At 46.2% G+C, this 18,129-nt stretch carries 18 protein-coding genes and 1 riboswitch; of the genes, 17 read left to right on the plus strand and 1 reads right to left on the minus strand.

What is annotated here, in order from left to right; translation table 11 throughout:
- Window positions 1-5: 5 nt before the first annotated feature.
- From CPZ25_RS03355 to CPZ25_RS03390, 8 genes are all read left to right on the plus strand, one after another.
- Window positions 6-1,811 carry a V-type ATP synthase subunit A gene (locus tag CPZ25_RS03355; protein ID WP_199678151.1) on the plus strand — a complete coding sequence of 602 codons (1,806 nt, stop codon included), beginning with the start codon at window positions 6-8 and terminating at the stop codon, window positions 1,809-1,811.
- Window positions 1,804-3,213 carry a V-type ATP synthase subunit B gene (locus CPZ25_RS03360; protein ID WP_074616861.1) on the plus strand — a complete coding sequence of 470 codons (1,410 nt, stop codon included), beginning with the start codon at window positions 1,804-1,806 and terminating at the stop codon, window positions 3,211-3,213. The genes CPZ25_RS03355 and CPZ25_RS03360 overlap by 8 nt, the downstream gene beginning before the upstream one ends.
- A 3-nt stretch (window positions 3,214-3,216) precedes the next feature.
- A complete protein-coding gene (locus tag CPZ25_RS03365) occupies window positions 3,217-3,852 on the plus strand; it encodes a V-type ATP synthase subunit D (RefSeq protein ID WP_058694606.1) in 636 nt (211 codons plus the stop codon).
- Window positions 3,853-4,179: 327 nt separating this feature from the next.
- Window positions 4,180-4,347: a zinc-ribbon domain-containing protein gene (locus CPZ25_RS03370; protein ID WP_058694605.1), complete on the plus strand. Its 168-nt coding sequence runs from the start codon at window positions 4,180-4,182 to the stop codon at window positions 4,345-4,347.
- Between the two features lie 45 nt (window positions 4,348-4,392).
- Window positions 4,393-4,674 (plus strand): GIY-YIG nuclease family protein, encoded by a 282-nt coding sequence (locus tag CPZ25_RS03375; RefSeq protein ID WP_199678153.1) that lies wholly within the window; start codon window positions 4,393-4,395, stop codon window positions 4,672-4,674.
- 13 nt (window positions 4,675-4,687) lie between these two features.
- Window positions 4,688-5,698: an ion channel gene (locus CPZ25_RS03380; protein ID WP_096919881.1), complete on the plus strand. Its 1,011-nt coding sequence runs from the start codon at window positions 4,688-4,690 to the stop codon at window positions 5,696-5,698.
- On the plus strand, window positions 5,695-6,762 hold the full coding sequence (locus CPZ25_RS03385; protein WP_096919880.1) for a ComEC/Rec2 family competence protein: 1,068 nt from the start codon (window positions 5,695-5,697) through the stop codon (window positions 6,760-6,762). Before CPZ25_RS03380 ends, CPZ25_RS03385 begins: the two co-directional genes overlap by 4 nt.
- A gap of 31 nt (window positions 6,763-6,793) precedes the next feature.
- Window positions 6,794-8,221, plus strand: coding sequence for a hypothetical protein (locus CPZ25_RS03390; RefSeq protein WP_096919879.1), 1,428 nt, complete (start codon window positions 6,794-6,796; stop codon window positions 8,219-8,221).
- Window positions 8,222-8,287: 66 nt separating this feature from the next.
- Here CPZ25_RS03390 and ilvA read toward each other — a convergent pair whose 3' ends face one another.
- Window positions 8,288-9,493 carry a threonine ammonia-lyase gene (gene ilvA / locus CPZ25_RS03395; RefSeq protein ID WP_074616856.1) on the minus strand — a complete coding sequence of 402 codons (1,206 nt, stop codon included), beginning with the start codon at window positions 9,491-9,493 and terminating at the stop codon, window positions 8,288-8,290.
- 212 nt (window positions 9,494-9,705) lie between these two features.
- Here ilvA and CPZ25_RS03400 point away from each other — a divergent pair, with 212 nt between their 5' ends.
- The 9 genes from CPZ25_RS03400 to CPZ25_RS03440 all read left to right on the plus strand — a co-directional run bounded on the left by CPZ25_RS03400 (window position 9,706) and on the right by CPZ25_RS03440 (window position 18,110).
- Entirely contained in the window at window positions 9,706-9,906 is a 201-nt protein-coding gene (locus CPZ25_RS03400) for a hypothetical protein (protein ID WP_096919878.1), read from the plus strand.
- Between the two features lie 18 nt (window positions 9,907-9,924).
- Complete coding sequence (locus CPZ25_RS03405; protein WP_074616854.1) at window positions 9,925-11,274, plus strand: Mur ligase family protein; 1,350 nt, start codon at window positions 9,925-9,927, stop codon at window positions 11,272-11,274.
- The gene (locus CPZ25_RS03410; RefSeq protein WP_074616853.1) at window positions 11,275-12,045 is read left to right on the plus strand and encodes a type 1 glutamine amidotransferase; all 771 of its coding nucleotides are present in this window, start codon (window positions 11,275-11,277) and stop codon (window positions 12,043-12,045) included.
- Window positions 12,046-13,077 carry a tRNA 2-thiouridine(34) synthase MnmA gene (gene mnmA / locus CPZ25_RS03415; protein ID WP_096919877.1) on the plus strand — a complete coding sequence of 344 codons (1,032 nt, stop codon included), beginning with the start codon at window positions 12,046-12,048 and terminating at the stop codon, window positions 13,075-13,077.
- Window positions 13,078-13,171: 94 nt separating this feature from the next.
- The gene (gene glmM / locus CPZ25_RS03420; RefSeq protein ID WP_096919876.1) at window positions 13,172-14,506 is read left to right on the plus strand and encodes a phosphoglucosamine mutase; all 1,335 of its coding nucleotides are present in this window, start codon (window positions 13,172-13,174) and stop codon (window positions 14,504-14,506) included.
- Window positions 14,507-14,610: 104 nt separating this feature from the next.
- A riboswitch (PreQ1 riboswitch) is annotated at window positions 14,611-14,655 on the plus strand.
- An 82-nt stretch (window positions 14,656-14,737) separates the two neighbouring features.
- The gene (locus tag CPZ25_RS03425; protein WP_096919875.1) at window positions 14,738-15,721 is read left to right on the plus strand and encodes a nucleoside hydrolase; all 984 of its coding nucleotides are present in this window, start codon (window positions 14,738-14,740) and stop codon (window positions 15,719-15,721) included.
- Window positions 15,722-15,733: 12 nt separating this feature from the next.
- Complete coding sequence (locus CPZ25_RS03430; RefSeq protein WP_096919874.1) at window positions 15,734-16,294, plus strand: ECF transporter S component; 561 nt, start codon at window positions 15,734-15,736, stop codon at window positions 16,292-16,294.
- Window positions 16,295-16,435: 141 nt separating this feature from the next.
- Complete coding sequence (locus CPZ25_RS03435) at window positions 16,436-16,939, plus strand: HD domain-containing protein (protein WP_096919873.1); 504 nt, start codon at window positions 16,436-16,438, stop codon at window positions 16,937-16,939.
- Between the two features lie 208 nt (window positions 16,940-17,147).
- Window positions 17,148-18,110 (plus strand): tyrosine-type recombinase/integrase, encoded by a 963-nt coding sequence (locus CPZ25_RS03440; protein WP_096919872.1) that lies wholly within the window; start codon window positions 17,148-17,150, stop codon window positions 18,108-18,110.
- The last annotated feature ends 19 nt before the right edge of the window (window positions 18,111-18,129 follow it).

The following is an 18,129-nucleotide window of genomic DNA, read 5'->3' on the forward strand; positions in this document are numbered from 1 at the left end:
GAACGATGATTCAGCCCAATGAACAATCAACCATGAAGCAAGTAGGGACAATTGTCAAGGTTGCCGGTCCGCTGATTGTAGCAACCGGACTAGCCGATGTTCAGATGTTTGACGTTGTCCGAGTCAGTGAAAAACGACTCATTGGTGAAGTAATTGAATTAAGAGGTGACAGAGCCTCTATCCAGGTATATGAAGAAACCGCCGGCTTAGGCCCAGGCGAACCCGTATATGTGACAGGCGAGCCCCTGTCCGTTGATTTGGCCCCTGGCCTGATTGAAAGTATTTTTGACGGTATCCAGAGACCGCTGACCACCATTTACAACGAATCCGGAGACCGTATCAGCAGAGGGATTGATGTCCCTAAGCTCGACCGCGAAAAGAAATGGCCTTTTGTACCGGCCTGCCAGAAGGGCGATGTGTTAAAGCCCGGCGATGTGATCGGTACTGTCCAGGAAACACCGGCGGTACTCCAGAAGATCATGATGCCGCCAAAGCTGGAAGGAACCGTTGAATGGGTTTTCGACGGTGAAGCCAATATTGTCGAACCCATAGCCAAGATTAAAAAGAAGGACGGAGAAATTGTGGAAGTCCCCATGCTCAGAAGCTGGCCAGTACGACGCGGCCGTCCCTATACAGAAAAAATCGCACCCGATGAGCCCATGGTCACCGGCCAGCGCGTAATCGACACACTGTTCCCAATCGCCAAGGGTGGTATCGCCGCCATTCCAGGACCATTCGGCTCCGGCAAAACCGTTGTGCAGCATCAGCTGGCAAAATGGGCCGACGCCGACATTATTGTTTACATTGGCTGCGGTGAACGTGGTAATGAAATGACCGACGTTCTGATGGAATTCCCGGAACTGCATGACCCGCGTACCGGCCTGTCCCTGATGAAGCGTACGGTTCTTATCGCAAATACCTCAGATATGCCCGTAGCCGCCCGTGAAGCGTCCATCTATACTGGTATCACAATTGCGGAATACTTCCGCGATATGGGCTATAAAGTGGCAATTATGGCCGACTCCACATCGCGCTGGGCCGAAGCGCTGCGTGAAATGTCCGGCCGTCTTGAAGAAATGCCCGGTGAAGAAGGCTACCCGGCCTATCTTTCCTCCAGACTGGCAGAATTCTATGAACGCGCGGGCTTTGTCAGATGCCTTGGCTCAGAAGAGCGTTACGGCGCTATCTCTGCCATTGGAGCCGTATCGCCTCCGGGTGGTGACATCTCCGAGCCGGTATCCCAGGCAACCCTGCGTATCGTTAAGGTATTCTGGAGCCTGAACGCCAACCTGGCGTACAAACGTCACTTCCCAGCCATTGACTGGCTGCAGAGCTACTCGCTTTACAGTGACAAAATGAATGTTTATTTCGACAAATCTGTCGAAACCGACTGGTCTGTTCATGTTCGCCAGACCATGCAGATCCTCCAGGAAGAAGCCGAGCTGGATGAAATTGTCCGTCTCGTCGGGGTAGACGCCCTGGGCTTCAAGGACCGCCTGACACTGGAATGTGCCCAGTCTATCCGTGAAGATTACCTGCATCAGTCCGCTTTTGACGATGTCGATACCTATTCTTCACTCGAAAAACAATATGCCATGCTGAGTATGATTCTGGCCTGGTATGAAAAAGGCGTTGCCGCTCTTGAAATGAACGTGCCTTTTGCCAAAATCATCACCATGGATATCCGAGAAAAAATCGCCCGTATGAAATACGTGCCAGAAGACCAGAAGGAAGAGCGCTTCCCGGCCATTGCCGCCGAAATGGAAGCAGAATTCTTAGCACTGATGGAAGGAAGTGGTGACGATGAATAAAGAGTACAAAACCATTAGTGAAGTCGTCGGCCCATTGATGCTGGTCGACCATGTAGAAGGTGTAAAATACGACGAACTGGTCGAGATTGAACAAGCCGATGGTGAAAAACGTCTTGGTAAAGTCCTCGAGGTCAATGGCGATAAAGCCATGGTACAGCTTTATGAAAGCTCCCAGGGCCTTAGAATCTCAAACTCTAAGGTACGTTTCCAGGGCCACGGCATCGAGCTCGGCGTGAGCAGAGACATGCTTGGCCGTGTATTTGACGGTATGGGACGTCCAACCGACGGTGGTCCGGAAATTATTCCGGAAAAGAAACTGGACATCAACGGTTCGCCAATGAACCCCGTTGCACGCGACTACCCTGCCGAATTTATCCAGACAGGGGTCTCAGCCATCGACGGCCTGAACACCCTGGTCCGTGGACAAAAACTGCCGGTTTTCTCCGGCTCTGGTCTGCCGCATGCGCAACTGGCGGCCCAGATTGCCCGCCAGGCCCGCGTTCTCGACAACGACGAAGGTTTTGCTGTTGTCTTTGCCGCCATTGGGATCACCTTTGAAGAAGCAGACTTCTTCGTCAAGGATTTCCGCCGTACAGGCGCCATCGAACGTGCTGTCCTGTTCATGAACTATGCCAACGATCCAGCGGTCGAACGTATCTCAACGCCGCGTATGGCAATCACCTGCGCCGAATACCTGGCCTATGAGCTGGATATGCAGGTACTGGTCATCCTGACCGATATTACTAACTATGCCGAAGCCCTGCGTGAAGTCTCCGCAGCCCGTAAGGAGGTTCCAGGCCGCCGCGGCTATCCTGGCTATCTGTATACAGACCTTGCGACCCTGTATGAACGCGCCGGACGTATGCGCGGCAAAAAAGGCTCCATCACCCAGATTCCAATCCTCTCCATGCCGGAAGATGATAAAACTCACCCGATTCCTGACTTAACCGGGTACATCACCGAAGGCCAGATTATCTTATCAAGAGATCTGTACAGAAGAGGGATTGAGCCGCCGATCGACGTACTGCCTTCGCTCAGCCGTCTGAAGGATAAGGGGATCGGTGAAGGCAAGACCCGTAAGGATCACGCCGATACCATGAACCAGCTGTTCTCAGCCTACGCCCGTGGGAAGGACGCCAAGGAGCTGGCCGTTATCCTTGGGGACGCGGCGTTGTCCGATGTCGATAAAATCTACGCGCGTTTTGCCACAGAATTTGAGGAACGCTACGTATCTCAGGGCTTTGAAACCAACCGAACCATCGAAGAAACCCTGACCATTGGCTGGGAGCTTTTATCCATCCTGCCGCGTACAGAGCTCAAACGTATTAAGGACGAATATATTGATGAATACATTCCTTCTCCGCTAAGTGAAGACGACGATATCACAGACGAGGAGGAATAAGCCATGGCTATTCGTGTAAATCCTACCCGGATGGAGCTGACCCGTCTCAAAAAAAGGCTTAAAACAGCCACAAGAGGTCATAAGCTCTTAAAGGATAAACGGGACGAAATGGTAAGGCGTTTTATGGGATATATCCGCAGAAACAAAGAACTCCGGGAAGAAATTGAAGAGCAGCTGGGCGCTGCAATGGGACGTTTTGCCATTGCCGGTGCCAGAATGGGCGAGGCAGCGGTAACCGAGGCGCTTTTGTGCCCGGCCCGTGAAGCGACCATAGAGCTTGGAAAACAGAATATCATGAATGTGGATGTGCCGACTATCAAGTACACAGCCATAGAAGGCGGTACAGATCTGCCATACGGTTTTGCCTTTACTTCAGGCGAGCTGGACGGCGCGGTACTGGACATGGCGGCGCTTTTACCGCTGCTCATCGAACTGGCTGAGGTTGAAAAAACCTGTAACATGCTGGCCGATGAAATCGAAAAGACAAGACGCCGTGTCAACGCACTGGAACATGTCATGATTCCGGAGATGCTGGAAACCATCAAGTATATCACCATGAAGCTGGAAGATAACGAGCGTGGAAACATTACCCGTTTGATGAAGGTTAAGGAAATGATGGTTGCGGAAAATCAAAATTAATACGTTTCGTAATTAATTCTATTTAATACAAAACAAGTCGTTGCATAACATTATACAACGACTTGTTTTTTCATTTTTTATCCATGATGAGCACAGCACATTTTTGCGCTGTGCTCTTTAAAAAATTCAAAAACATAAAATGTAAAATTAACACAATTCCGGTAGAAATCGCTTTACAAACAACAAATAATTAGTGTATAATAAACCTATAGTATAGTAATGATTACATTAATTTCAAATGGTTACCATGTCCTGAAACATCTACTCCATTTAAAAAACTGAATCAGACCCTGTACAAGAAATTTTAAATGGAGGTAACAAGACACAATGGAAGATAAAACTTTAGTTTGTCAGGATTGTGGTGCTGAATTTGTATTCACTGTTGGTGAACAGGAATTTTACAAAGAAAAAGGCTTCGATAACGAACCTAAAAGATGTAAAGAATGCAGAGCTAAAAGAAAACAGTCTACCAGAAGACCAAGAAATGAATTCTAGGACTGTCTCAAATGGAATTTAAGATCCCTACGGGGATCTTTTTTAATGAAAAATATCGTTAAGGATGACATACTGTTTATGGACAAACACTACGTGTATATATTAAAATGTAAGGATAACAGCTTGTATACGGGTTGGACAACCGATATTGAGAAGCGCCTGAAGGCCCATAACAGCGGTAAAGGCGCAAAATATACCAAAAGCCGCAAACCGGTTGTGCTGGTATACAAAGAAGAATTTGACAGCAAAAGCGACGCTCTGCGGCGGGAGGCTGCGATCAAAAAGCTTACCCGTGAACAAAAGCTGGAGCTCATTAATAAACATTAGAGAGGTATGTAGAATGGATAATGTAGTAAATGATCTGACCGTGCATCAGACTCTGGCAAACGGCAACGCCATTCTGATTTTTTATGATATTTTTGTCCTCTGTCTTTTTCTGTTTGAGGTGTTTTTATATATCAACAGAGAGCATTACAAAGCTTTGCTGCGCAAGAATATGGAAGCCGGGACACGGATCCGTCCAGTGCGCCGCTATCTGTTAAAATTAACCCGTTATTATGACCGCCATGGACTTCTGACCGTAAACGCCCTGCTTTTAATCATCTCGGTTATAGCTATCTCCATGAGCCATATGGTAACCATGCGCGAGATTCTGGGTCTGGTGGCTACCTTCATCATCTTCATTGTAATCATGTATTTTGTGCAAAAGCTTTTTGTAGGGCTTGATCAATTTGAGGATGACATGGTCAGCCGTTATGTCGATGTTATTTTTTATCTGCTGCTGGGGCATTCTTTTGTCTATTTTGCCAGCTTTGTATCTCGGCCAAGCCTTCTCCTGACCTTTATCGGACTCCTTTTTGCCCTTTTTCTGTGCTTTTCTGTTATGATCCGCGCCATTATCAATCCCAATATTCTGATGAAGCCCACCAATGAACGTCGCAGAAACCGTGAGGCTTTTGGCATCATAAAAGGTATGGGCGCGTTAATGGGGTGTGAGCTGGGAATCCTGTATTTGATGATCTACAGCTGCTGGAAAACCAACCCCTTTTTCTTTCAGCACGCCACAGAACGGCCTTTAGACTATTTGGATCTGCTCTATTACCTGTTTGTGTCCTTTTCCACCATCGGCTATGGCGATATTTATCCGGTTCGCGTGGAAGGCATGTTTTACAGCCAGTTTACAGCCATGGTTATTTCGGTCACCAGCATTTTCAGTACAGCTTGCTTTGTCGGTGCGATCATTTCAGGCGCCTACAGCATTGGCCAGCAAAACCGGGAAAAGCAGGCGGTGGAAGAAGACGGTAAGGAAAAGCTGATTGATCAGACCATAGAAAAAGAGGAAGAATCGTGACAAAACATAAAATTTTAGGCTTACTGCTGACCGCAGTCTTTCTTGCTTTCTCCGTATTCGGATGCTCTGCGCTTAAGGAGGATCCCGGGCTTGCCATCGACGCCGAGGGGACGCTGCGGATTCACTATATCGATGTGGGGCAGGGAGACTGTGCCCTGATCCAAACGCCGGATAATCAGAATATCCTGATTGATACCGGCAACCCAGAGGATTATGAGGCCATTAATACTTACCTGAAGGCTCAAAAGGTCGAAAAGCTTAACACTATGCTGATCACCCATCCGCACAGTGACCATATGGGCTCTGCAGAAAAAATCTTGAAAAACCATACTGTCGAAAGCGTCTATTTGCCAAAGGTTGCTCACAATACGCAGCTGTTTGAAAACTTTATGAAGGCCATGAGCGAAAAAGGCCTGAAGGCTAATGCCGCATATGCTGGTGTCAGCATTCCGGCAGGTGAGGCTGTTTCCATTGAGCTTTTTTCTCCCCTTGAGGGAAAAAGTTATGCGGAGCTCAATGATTACTCGCCCATCACCAGGGTAGCCTATGGCGACACCTCATTTTTATTTACCGGTGACGGCGAAAATGAAGACGAGCAGGACGCCGCCGCTCAGGCAGGGTTAAAGCTCAAAAGCGATGTCCTGAAGGTCGGCCACCATGGAAGCGATACCTCTACCGGCGAGCTTTTCCTCTCGCTTGTAAATCCGCAGTACGCAGTGATCAGCGTTGGCAGAGATAACGCCTATGGCCATCCCAGCAAGGATATTCTGAACAAACTGAACGGAAAGACCGTTTTTCGAACAGACCAGGAGGGGAATGTGGTCGCCATCAGCGACGGCCAGGGGATTAGCTTCATTACACAAGCCAGCGGCAAACTGGAAACCGCAGTGTCCAGCGCTGAATCCCCGGCAGACACCATCGTGTATATTGGAAACATAAAAACAAAGAAATTTCATCTTCCCTCCTGCAGCGGGCTGCCAAAAGCGGACAATCAAACCACCTTTGCGACCCGCGATGGCGCGGTGGAGCAGGGCTATACGCCCTGTGGAATCTGCAAACCCTGAGACATTTAAGATGAGGAAAGGAATCGATAATATGGGTATTTTTAAAAAACTATTTGGCGGCAATGCACCTTACAAGCCTGGAAAGCTGGATTTAAACCGTCCTGTGCCGCTCGGGGAAATTTTTCCAGATGTTAATCTCGCACACAGTGTGTTAAACGAGCTCAATAAACGCGCAGGAAAGAAGCTGTCGGGCATTAACGAACCGGTCAGCATTGAGGATTTAAAGGAAATCCGCAGTCTCAGGGCGTCGGGCATGGAGATCCGCTCATTGGAAGGCATGGAATACTTATTCAAGCTCCAGGAGGCAGATCTCAGCCACAACCTCATTCAGGAAATCCCCTTTAGCCTTGAGGATGTGACCCGTCTGAATAACAAATACAAAGGCGGCTTTATCTTAAATCTCTACTCCTTTGTGCTGGATCTGAGCGATAACCGCTTCGCCACAGTGCCTGAGCTCGTCGAGCAGTACCGCGCCAAGGAAAGAAACCTGTTCATTGACCTGAGCGACAACCCGGTAATTGATCCTGAGGTGAAAACACCTTCCGCTGAGGGGTGTGCTGAGGTCATTAAAAAGCATCGCACCGGACTATCCGATAATGATTTTTCATGGCTGCTTTACTATATCAATGCCTACTATCTTGTAAAGACCCAGAAAGAGCTTTCCGGCTATACCGAAACGACACCCGGCGACTTTACCACAGAGCCGCTCTCTTTTATTAAGGCATCTGGGCAGATCTTGAAAAACACCATTTATCCAGAAGGCTTTAACGGCCAGCACAATTTTGCGCTGGTCAATGACCGTGGAAAGGCCTCTGTCTCGGTAAAAAAGGCCGAACAGGAGGCCATCAAAAAAATCATTGACTTTAAGCTGAAGGACGGACTCCTGCCGACCGGAGATACCGAGCCTTTTAACGCTGCCGCCGACGGCGAAACGATCAATAAAACCGCAGTCTTTAATTATTATAATGAAAACACCGACAAGCTCTGTCCTGAGCTGTTTTCTGACGAAATTTTATCTGACAGCCTGTCAGCGGATAAAAAACGGATTCTCGAACAGAAAAAACTTTTAAAGGAAGCAACCGATTGTCTGGATACGGCCATTCAAAACACCGAGAGCCCCGAAATTTCAGGAAAGCTTAAAACCATCAAAAGCCTTACAGAGAAAATCATAGACCATATGCAGGAAAATCCAAAGGAGTATCATTTTTCTTTTGAGATCAATTATCTCCCCATGACGCTGGATATTATACGCTCCTACAATAATCTCAGCCAGACCGAAACCGAGACGGGTAAGAATAAACTGGCGAGAGAAAAGATTGAGGCCAGTTTTGACACGATCATTGAGGCTTTTGGTAATTATATCAGCCAGTTTGAGCAAAACGCCGCCATTGACCTGCACTCCGATATCGATTCGCTTTTATCTCTGTTTGAAAGCCACGGTCTGACTGATAAAAAGTAAATAAAAGAGAAGCACCCGCAGCCTGAAAAAACTGCAAGTGCTTCTCTTTTTTATTTTCGCCTGTTTTTACTGTAAATTGTCCTTGAGCCGGTAGCCAGCGTCTTTAAGGGCATTCTCGATTTGATGAATATGGTCATAATTTCTTGTTTCAAGCTCAATCCGGAGGTAACAGCCATTTACATCCGCGTTCTCACTGGCACGCTCGTGGTGGATAGATACCACATTGCCGCCCATATCGGCAATGATGGCAGATACGCCCTTCAGCTGCCCGGGCTTGTCGACCAGCTCGATGTTTAGTGAGCAGGTGCGGCCTGATTTCAGAAGACCTCGTTTGATGACACGCGAAAGAATCGTGACATCAATATTGCCGCCTGACAGCAGGCAGACCACCTTTTTGTCCTTGATGGGAAACTTGTTAAACAGAGCGGCCGCGACGGACACAGCGCCGGCGCCTTCGGTGATCAGCTTCTGCTGTTCAATGAGCGTAAGAATTGCCGTTGAGATTTCATCGTCTGTGACTGTGGCGATTTCGTCCACGTATTGCCCGCAGATCTCAAAGGTATGCTGGCCCGGCTCCTTTACCGCAATGCCGTCCGCGATGGTGGACACCTCGTTCAGGCGTTCAATCTGTTTATCGGCGATGGAATTGAGCATGCTGGGCGCGCCGCTGGCCTGCACACCGTAGACCTTGATATTCGGATTTAATGACTTGATGGCAAAGGCAATGCCTGAGATCAGGCCGCCGCCGCCAATGGGGACGATCACCGCGTCCATATCCGGGAGCTGATCCAACAACTCCAGGCCAATGGTTCCCTGTCCGGCAATGACGTTCTCGTCATCAAAGGGATGAATAAAGGTATAGCCCATTTCCTGCTGAAGCTCCAGGGCTTTCTGATACGCATCATCATAGACGCCCTCCACAAGACAGACCTCAGCGCCGTAGTGCTTTGTGGCCTCGACCTTTGAAATAGGCGCGCCGTCTGGCAGGCATATCAGGGATTTAATATTGTTTTTAGTCGCGGCCAGCGCCACGCCCTGGGCATGGTTTCCGGCGGAGCAGGCAATAACGCCCCTTTGCTTCTCCTCATCGGTCAACTGGGAAATTTTATAGTAAGCGCCCCGCACCTTAAAAGAGCCGGTTACCTGGAGGTTTTCGGTTTTTAAATAAATTTTGCCATCCGACTGGATACCCGGTGCGTATATCAAATCCGTTGGTCGAATTACTTTTTTTAACGTGTAGGAAGCGTGGTAAATTTTATCAAGTGTCAGCATGGTTTTCCTTTCTTTTAATCATTCGTTTTAAGCTGCTATCAGCTAATATACCTCTTGTGATTTTTTTTGTCAAGAAGTTTGGAAATATGATTGGACTTATGCGCTGCCTTATATTATAATTTTATAGTTGAAGTCAGACTGGATGCCTGTGTTCCGGAAGGCTGAGACAATACTTCTGTCTTATGGCAGGGTATGAAACAGGAGGAATCATCATGACTGGGATTGTAGACCGGATTGAAGGTACATTAGCCGTGATCGAACGGGAGGATGGCGTTTTTGTGAGCGAGCCTGTCGCAAGTTATGGCACCCCCATTAAAGAAGGATATAAGGTGGACCTGGAGCGTCATAAAGTTTTAGTATCTGATTTTAATAAAGATGATTTGTCTCGCATTAACCAATATTTTAACGATTAGTTTAACGGAGGAACAAGTATGAAGTTTTATTTGGCGTTATGGTACGCTAAAGCCATTAACGGCCTCATCAATCTTGTCAGCAAGGGGAGAGGATCTAACCTTTCCGGTGAGAAGGCCTTAAAGGTAGACCCGAGAATGGTCGAGCATTTCAAGGGGATCGACTATTCCAAGGTTGTTTTTATTACAGGAACCAATGGTAAATCAAGCACCACCAACCTGGTGACCCACATTTTAAGAGAAAACGGGAAAACCGTTGTATCGAACCTGGAGGGCGCCAATTTACTGCCCGGTATCGCGACCATTCTGGCAAAAGAATCGACGATGACCGGGAAGCTCAAGGCGGATTATTTTGTCTTTGAAACAGATGAGCGTTATTTACCCCTCATCTATGATCAGCTTCCGGCAGAAAACATGTTGATCACTAATCTGCAGAAGGACCAGGTTCAGCGCAACGGCGATCCGGATTTTATCTATCGCAAGCTCACCTCTTTTATGAATCCTAAAATGCATTTATATTTAAATAATGAAGAGCCGCGGACAAAATCCTTTGAACGCTTTACTGACCACGTCACCTATTTCGGCGTGGAAAAACATTCTGAATCCTTCGAAAAGGACGAAACTTATCCGACCTGTGCATGCCCAAAATGCTATCATAAAATTGATTTTGACTACTATACCATCGACAGTGTCGGTCCGTTTACCTGCACAAACTGCGGCTATTCCAGTGAAGCGGCGCCACATTATGCCGTAAAGGATATTGACTTTGAAAACAAGACTTTCACGGTTGAGGATGAGACCTTTAATATGCCTTATGATCTGCCATTTATGCTGTACAACTACAGCGGCGCTCTGGCGCTTTGTGAACGCTTTGCAGGCGTCTCCGTCAAGGACGCAGTCCCGGCTTTTAAATCCTTTAAAAACATCGGCGGCCGTTTTGAGGTGCTTCACTACAAGGATAAAACCATTAAGTATATGCGCATCAAGCAGGAAAACCCGGACACACTTCAGAGCGCTTTAAATATCATGGCTTCTGATCAGGAAGCCAAGATGGTCTGCTTTGGCTTCTATGCAGTATCGGATTTTATCCCATTCTATACCAACACCTTTTACAGCTTTGACTGTGACTTCAGACCGCTTGCAGAATCAAATGTTGAAAAATATTTTTGTTTCTCTCAAAATGTCTGCTATGATACCGCTAACCGGTTGATTTACGAAGGGGTTGAACCATCAAAAATTGCTATCAAGGAGACCGATGATATCAAAACGATCTTTGAAGAAATTGAAAAGGCAGATACTTCAAACGTTTATTTGATCACATGGCTTGAAACCTTTAATAAAATGAAAAAATACATCGAGGAGGGCAATTAAATGAATGAAAAAACATTAAAGATCGGGTGGATGTTTCCCGATTCCCTTTACCTCCACGGTGACCGCGGAAACGTTCTGGCTCTAAAACGTATGGGCGAAGCCGCAGGCTTTGAGGTAAAAATTGAAAAAATTGATTTTGATACCGAAGATTTTACCCCAATCGATTATGACTTCTTATTCTGTTCACCGGGAGAGATCGCTTCTTTTTCATCTATCGTTGATTTTCTGGAGCCCTATGAGCTTTCGCTCCGCGGCTTTATTCAAGCAGGCCGTCCCATGCTCGTCACAGGAACCAGCATCGCCCTCTGGGGTAACGAAATCAGGAGAGATGATGGCAGCGTTGTAAAGGGTCTGGGCATCATTGATGTGGAGACCGTTGAAAACAAAGCAGTCTACGGTGACGACCTCTATTTCAGCTGTAATCTGAATGGCACGCAAATGGAAATCATCGGAAATCAGATTCAGATGGCCGATTTCAAGCTGACTGGCGATGATGAGCCCTTTGGAGCTCTGAAATATGGATACGGCAATAACGGAAGGGATACCAATGAGGGGGTCCAGATCAAAAATGCGGTTTTTACAAACACCCTTGGTCCAGTGCTCGTCTGTAATCCCTGGATGACCGAAGCCTTTATCCGCATTATTGCAGATAATCAGGAAACAGACCTTGAAAACTTTTCTGTCAATATGACGCTTGAAGAAAAATCTTTTGAGACCAAGAAACAATTTATTTTGAAAAAAACAACACATTTGACAAACTGTAAAAGATAAATGAAAAATAAAAAAGTAATTGTGGGGTTCAGCGGCGGCGCAGACAGTGCTGCCGCTGCTCTGATTCTAAAAAATAAAGGTTACGAGGTTTTGGGCGTAACCTTTGATTTTTTTGGAAATGAAGTACTGCTCAAAAAAGCCGGCGATCTGGCGGAAAAAATCAGTATCCGGCATGAATGTATCAACCGGCAGCACGCATTCCGGGAGAGGGTGATAATCCCATTTATAAACGAGTATCTCAGAGGTTGCACACCTAATCCCTGTATCCTTTGTGACGCGGTGATGAAATTCAGGGGACTGATGGACTATGCCAACGAAAAAGAGGCTGATTTCATAGCGACCGGCCATTACTTAAGGCTTGAAAAAAGCCAGGGGCTTGTCCGGATTAAGACCAGCCAGGATTCCAGAAAGGATCAGAGCTATTATCTCTATACCCTTAATCAGGCGTTCCTGAACCGGCTGATTTTTCCCTTGAGCACTTTTCAGTCAAAAGACGCGGTGCGTGCTTTTCTGGAGGGGCAGGGAATAGTGCTTCCGAAATCTGAAGAAAGCCAGGGAATCTGCTTTATCCCGGACGGAAATTATGCACGGTTTATAAAAAAAGAAACACCTTTGATGACCGAGGGGCGTTTTCGGGATCGATTTGGTAAAATTCTTGGCAGCCACAACGGCTTTTATCACTATACGGTTGGGCAGAAACATGGTGTTCCGGTAATTTGCGGAAAAAAATACGTGGTTACAGCTCTGCGCCCAAAATCCAACGAGGTCATTCTCGGCGAGGAATCGGAGCTTTATCAAAAAAGAATCTTTTTAAAAGAGCTTCATTTTATTGACGGTAGCTTATACTCAGGAAAAATCCAATTTAAAATCTGCCGCTGGGGCTACCTGTACCAGGGAACACTTTGCCTGACAGATAACCGCAGAGGTTATCTGGAGTGCGAGGAAGCTGTTCGGGCGCCCATGCCAGGACAGGCGGCGGTCTTTTATGATGGCGATATACTCTTAGGCGGAGGAACAATCGAATATAAGTAAAAAATGATAAAATCCTTTAAATAAATTGATTTATTTCTGTTTTAAAGCTATAATAGAATTTGATTTATTTGATTTATGAAATAGAGGTTAAAAAATGGGAAAATTTTTTGGTACTGATGGTGTTCGTGGTGTCTTTGGTGAAGAGTTAACCACAGAATTAGCATATCAGCTTGGACGTTATGGCGCGTATATATTATCAGAAGGCAGCCATAATCCTAAAATTGTTATTGGGAAGGACACCCGTATTTCGGGTGATCCTCTTGAAAAAGCGCTGACAGACGGTATTATCTCAGTCGGGGGGAAGGTTGTACTGGCAGGCGTTATACCAACACCCGCTGTCGCGGTCATTGCCCGCGAGATCAACGCAGATGCCGGGATTGTCATCTCCGCATCACACAATCCTTATCAATTTAACGGGATTAAATTTTTCAACGGCGCGGGCTATAAGCTCTCTGATAATGTAGAAAATCAGATTGAAAAATGTATCATCGACCAGCTTGAAATCAATGACCGGTCCGACGGTTCAGTTGAGACCCTTGACCAGCCTGAAAAAATCTATGTTGATCACATTACAAAAGGATTCTCCTGTGATTTTTCCGGTATCCGTATGGTGCTGGACTGCGCAAACGGCGCATCCTACCGTATTGCACCGAAGTTTTTTATCGATGCCGGAGCCGATGTGGTTGTGATCGGGCATGAACCAGACGGCAAAAACATCAACGACGGATATGGCTCTACCTGTCTTGACAAGCTGAGCGAGCATGTCCTTTTGGAAAAAGCAGACATCGGAATTGCCTTTGACGGCGACGCTGACCGTTGTCTGGCGGTTGATAATGAAGGCTGTATTATCGACGGTGATAAGATCCTTCATCTGGTTGGCGCAAAGCTGAAACAGGAGGGCCGGCTGAACAAGGATACGGTCGTGGTAACCGTTATGAGTAATATCGGCCTCGATATCGCTCTGAAGGATTGTGGCTGCAAAAGTGTTAAGACGAATGTCGGCGACCGCTATGTTCTGGAAGAAATGCTGAAAGAAGGCTATAATCTGGGCGGGGAACAATCCGGCCATGTTATCTTACTGGATCATAATACCACTGGAGACGGTCTTTTAACAGCGGTCTCGCTTTTAACGATTTTAAAAGAAGAAACCCGTACCGCGGCAGAGCTTTCATCTTTAATGACCTCCTATCCACAGGTGCTTGTGAATGCAAAAGTGACCAACCAAACTAAAAACGACTATCTGACTGACGAAGTGATCCAGAAGCGGATCTCCGAGGTTGAAAAGCATTTTGACGGCCAGGGACGTGTTTTAATCCGCCCATCCGGCACTGAACCATTGGTTCGCGTCATGATCGAGGGCAAAGATCAGTCTGAGCTTAACCGCATTGCCACAGATCTGGCCAGGCTCATTGAGGAGCGTCTGGCTTAAGAAGGTTGCAAAAACTTATTAAATATGCTATAGTATCCATAAGACAAGGACGGGTATACCGTCTGCAAAACAAGCTGTTTTGCACATATGACCGTTTTAATTAAGACGGAGAGGTTCGTAACCATCCCTCTATAAAAAACTAAGGAAAGAGCGTTATAAAGGGCGTACGGTTACACGTGCGCTCTTTTTGCGTTTATCCGCTGGTTGAACTTAACCAAGGAGAGAAATACCATGACAAAACGAAAAGTAATTATTGACTGCGATCCGGGGATTGACGATGCTCTGGCGATTATGCTGGCATGCCGTTCCCCGGAATTGGAAATTTTGGGCATCACTATTGTATCCGGTAATATCAATGCCTATCAATGCGCTGAAAATGCACTCCATATTTTAAAGGTGATGAACCGTCTGGATATCCCGGTATATCTTGGTGCGGCACAGCCACTTTTGAGGGATATGGTCGTCGCGGAGGAAACACACGGCGAGGATGGCCTGGGGGGTGTTAAATTTGAAAGAATTGAAGATGTCCGTTATCGTGAGGGGGCTGTCGATTTTATTCTGAATACTCTAAAGACAGAAGATAATGTCTCTGTTCTGGCCATTGGCCCTTTAACCAATATTGCGCTGGCATTACAGACTGATAAAGCCGCGTTAAGCCGGATGGGGGAGCTTGTTTTAATGGGCGGAGCTTTCAAAAGCCATGGAAACTGCTCTCCGGTGGCTGAGTTTAATTTCTGGGCAGACCCTGATGCTGCTGAAATGGTCCTGAACCAACTGAACCGGCCGATTACCATGGTCGGACTGGATGTCACCCGAGAGGTCGTTCTGACACCGAATTACATCGAGCTGCTGCGCCAGTTTAATGATCCGGCAGCGGATTTTATTGTCGATATCACCCGGTTCTATCTGGATTTTCACTGGGAACAGGAGCGCACCCTCGGCTGCGTCATCAATGACCCTCTGGCCATCGCTTACTTTATTGATCCCTCCATCTGTTCAGGGAAGGCCTACTATGTAGATGTCGTTACCGAGGGAAAGGCGATCGGAATGAGTATGGTAGACGTGGGCGGTATCTTCAAAAAAGAACCGAACTGCTTTGTCCTTACCCAGGTACATTCCAGAGCCTTTATGGAAATGTTTATGACACGCCTTTTTCCTGAGCATCAATCGGATATTTCATTGGTTTTATCCAATGAGAAATACGGCTGCGAGTAGGCGGTGGCTATTATGAAGAAGCTTACAACCAATATGCTTGTTTTTATGGCCATGTCTGTTGGATTAAATTTTGTGGGATGCTTTGTCGCGCTCGTACTTAAGCTTCCGGTCTATCTGGATTCTATGGGTACACTGCTTTCCGCAGTGCTCATGGGACCGGCAGCAGGCGCGGTCGTCGGCGGACTGACCGCATTAATTAATGGTGCAACCATTGATCCGGTCTCCCTTTACTTTTTACCAGTACAGGTAGTGGCCGGTGTATCGACAGGGCTGCTGTTTAAAAGCGGCCGTTTTGAAGGCTTAAAATCCATGCTGGCAATTGTGCTGGTAACCCTGTTTGTGTCCGTCATGTCCTCTGTTATCGTCGCCTTTGTGTTTAACGGCGTTACCTCATCAGGCTCCAGCTTGATTGTAGCTGTTCTGAAAAACTCCGGCATCAACATTGTCACCTCTGTTTTTTCAACTCAGATTATTACGGATCTGCTGGATAAGGTGATTTGTTTTTCAGTGGTCTTTGGCATTATTAAAGTTATGCCAATGCCTTTAAAAAATAAATTAGTAAAGCATTATTAAGGAAAAGAAGGCTCTGGCCTTTCTTTTTTTGTCAATTTTTTCCCTGTACTCCTGTTTTTGCTTCATTGACAATACAGCTGGTCAGCGGTAGACTTTAAGTTACATGGTAAAATGCTTATATAAAGGAGGACGTGCATAAAAATGAAAGACATCTTGAATAATTTAATAAGCGAAATGATTGAATATGAAAAAGGAAATCCCCGCCGTGTTCAACACTTTTTAAAGGTTCATGCCTTTGCCAAAATCATTGCGGAGCAGGAGGGATTAGATGAAAGAACGCGAGATACCCTTGAAATCGCAGCTGTTTTGCATGATATCGGTATAAAGCCGAGTGTGAAAAAATATGGCTCTAGTGCCGGAAATTACCAGGAAATCGAGGGGCCTCCTGTGGCTCGTGCTCTTTTGAAAAAGTATAACGTATCGGATGAAATTATGGAACGGGTCAGCTTTTTGATCGCCAACCATCATACTTACGGCAGTATTCAGGCCATTGATTACCAGGTGCTCATCGAGGCGGACTTTCTGGTCAATATTTACGAGGACAGCATGAAGCCTTCTCAAATTGAAAGCATACGTGACCGTCTGTTTAAAACAAAAACAGGGGTCCACATTTTGGAAACCATGTTTCTCTCACTGGAGGATTAAATTGGCAGATAAATAAAATAGGGAACCGAAAAGCACAGCGCAAAATTGTGCCGTGCTTCTTTTAAAATAACCCAATTATCCATAAAGCCGGTTTTTAAAGGGAATGGACGATAAAAATTAAAAATCTTGATATTTGTTATTTTTTTCGCTATAATTGCGTATAACCTACGTTATACGCAATTATAGCGATTGAAAGGAATACAAAAAAATGGACCTCAAACACAATACCCTTCTCGATGAGCTCGACGATTATCTGCTTTCCATTCGGGGGTTTTCACCAAACACATTAATTTCATACCGAAATGATCTGATGCAGTTTTTTCGCTTTTTAAAGGTACGGTTTCAACTGGCTGATCCAGAGGCCGAATTCGACACCATTTCCATAGATGACGTGGACTTAAAAGTCATTAAACAGGTAACGCTCCCGGATATTTACGCTTTTCTGAGCTATGCTACCTCCAAGCGCAGCAACATCGATTCAACCCGAAAAAGAAAAACCGCTGCCATCAAAAACTTATACCACTATCTGACAACAGTCATCGACACTAAGATGGATGATCCAACACAGCGCCTTGAAATACCAAAGGTTAAGTCACGCGACCCTGTCTATCTTACGCTTGATGAAGCTTTAAGCCTTTTAAATGCTGTTGACGGCGAATTTTATGAGCGCGATCTTGCGATCATTACCTTATTTTTAAACTGCGGAATTCGCCTTTCCGAATTGACCAACCTTAAAATTGAGGATATCCAGGAGGAAACCATCCATATTGTTGGTAAAGGCAATAAAGAGCGAAATATAAGACTCAACGATGCCTGTGTCGAAACGCTGGAGGCTTATATGGCAGTGCGTCCAGAGGATACAGAGGTACCCTATGTGTTTTTAAGCAAACGAAAGACCCCTCTTTCCAACCGCACGGTGCAGTCGATGGTAAAAAAATATGTTTTAAAGGCTGGCCTGAATGCAGATAAGATTTCTGTTCATAAACTCCGTCACACCGCCGCCACGCTGATGCATAAATACGGGCAGGTAGACATCCGTACGCTCCAGAAAGTCCTGGGCCATGAGAGCATTTCCACTACAGAAATCTATACACACATCGAGGTAGATGATGTTCGGGAAGCGATCTATCAGAATCCCCTCGCCAAACGAAATCCCGGACACAAAAAATAAACAAACATGGCTTCATTTT

This window comes from Eubacterium maltosivorans (genome assembly GCF_002441855.2).
Taxonomy (GTDB): Bacteria; Bacillota; Clostridia; order Eubacteriales; family Eubacteriaceae; genus Eubacterium; species Eubacterium maltosivorans.

Bases quoted from the DNA above. Each gene is read 5' to 3' on its own strand.
- CPZ25_RS03435 (WP_096919873.1), top strand. From the start codon at position 16,436: ATGAAAGACATCTTGAATAATTTAATAAGCGAAATGATTGAATATGAA.
- glmM (WP_096919876.1), top strand. From the start codon at position 13,172: ATGGGAAAATTTTTTGGTACTGATGGTGTTCGTGGTGTCTTTGGTGAA.
- CPZ25_RS03375 (WP_199678153.1), top strand. From the start codon at position 4,393: ATGAAAAATATCGTTAAGGATGACATACTGTTTATGGACAAACACTAC.
- CPZ25_RS03360 (WP_074616861.1), top strand. From the start codon at position 1,804: ATGAATAAAGAGTACAAAACCATTAGTGAAGTCGTCGGCCCATTGATG.
- CPZ25_RS03380 (WP_096919881.1), top strand. From the start codon at position 4,688: ATGGATAATGTAGTAAATGATCTGACCGTGCATCAGACTCTGGCAAAC.
- CPZ25_RS03425 (WP_096919875.1), top strand. From the start codon at position 14,738: ATGACAAAACGAAAAGTAATTATTGACTGCGATCCGGGGATTGACGAT.
- CPZ25_RS03370 (WP_058694605.1), top strand. From the start codon at position 4,180: ATGGAAGATAAAACTTTAGTTTGTCAGGATTGTGGTGCTGAATTTGTA.
- CPZ25_RS03410 (WP_074616853.1), top strand. From the start codon at position 11,275: ATGAATGAAAAAACATTAAAGATCGGGTGGATGTTTCCCGATTCCCTT.
- ilvA (WP_074616856.1), bottom strand. From the start codon at position 9,493: ATGCTGACACTTGATAAAATTTACCACGCTTCCTACACGTTAAAAAAA.
- CPZ25_RS03355 (WP_199678151.1), top strand. From the start codon at position 6: ATGATTCAGCCCAATGAACAATCAACCATGAAGCAAGTAGGGACAATT.
- CPZ25_RS03400 (WP_096919878.1), top strand. From the start codon at position 9,706: ATGACTGGGATTGTAGACCGGATTGAAGGTACATTAGCCGTGATCGAA.
- CPZ25_RS03365 (WP_058694606.1), top strand. From the start codon at position 3,217: ATGGCTATTCGTGTAAATCCTACCCGGATGGAGCTGACCCGTCTCAAA.
- CPZ25_RS03405 (WP_074616854.1), top strand. From the start codon at position 9,925: ATGAAGTTTTATTTGGCGTTATGGTACGCTAAAGCCATTAACGGCCTC.
- CPZ25_RS03430 (WP_096919874.1), top strand. From the start codon at position 15,734: ATGAAGAAGCTTACAACCAATATGCTTGTTTTTATGGCCATGTCTGTT.
- mnmA (WP_096919877.1), top strand. From the start codon at position 12,046: ATGAAAAATAAAAAAGTAATTGTGGGGTTCAGCGGCGGCGCAGACAGT.
- CPZ25_RS03440 (WP_096919872.1), top strand. From the start codon at position 17,148: ATGGACCTCAAACACAATACCCTTCTCGATGAGCTCGACGATTATCTG.
- CPZ25_RS03390 (WP_096919879.1), top strand. From the start codon at position 6,794: ATGGGTATTTTTAAAAAACTATTTGGCGGCAATGCACCTTACAAGCCT.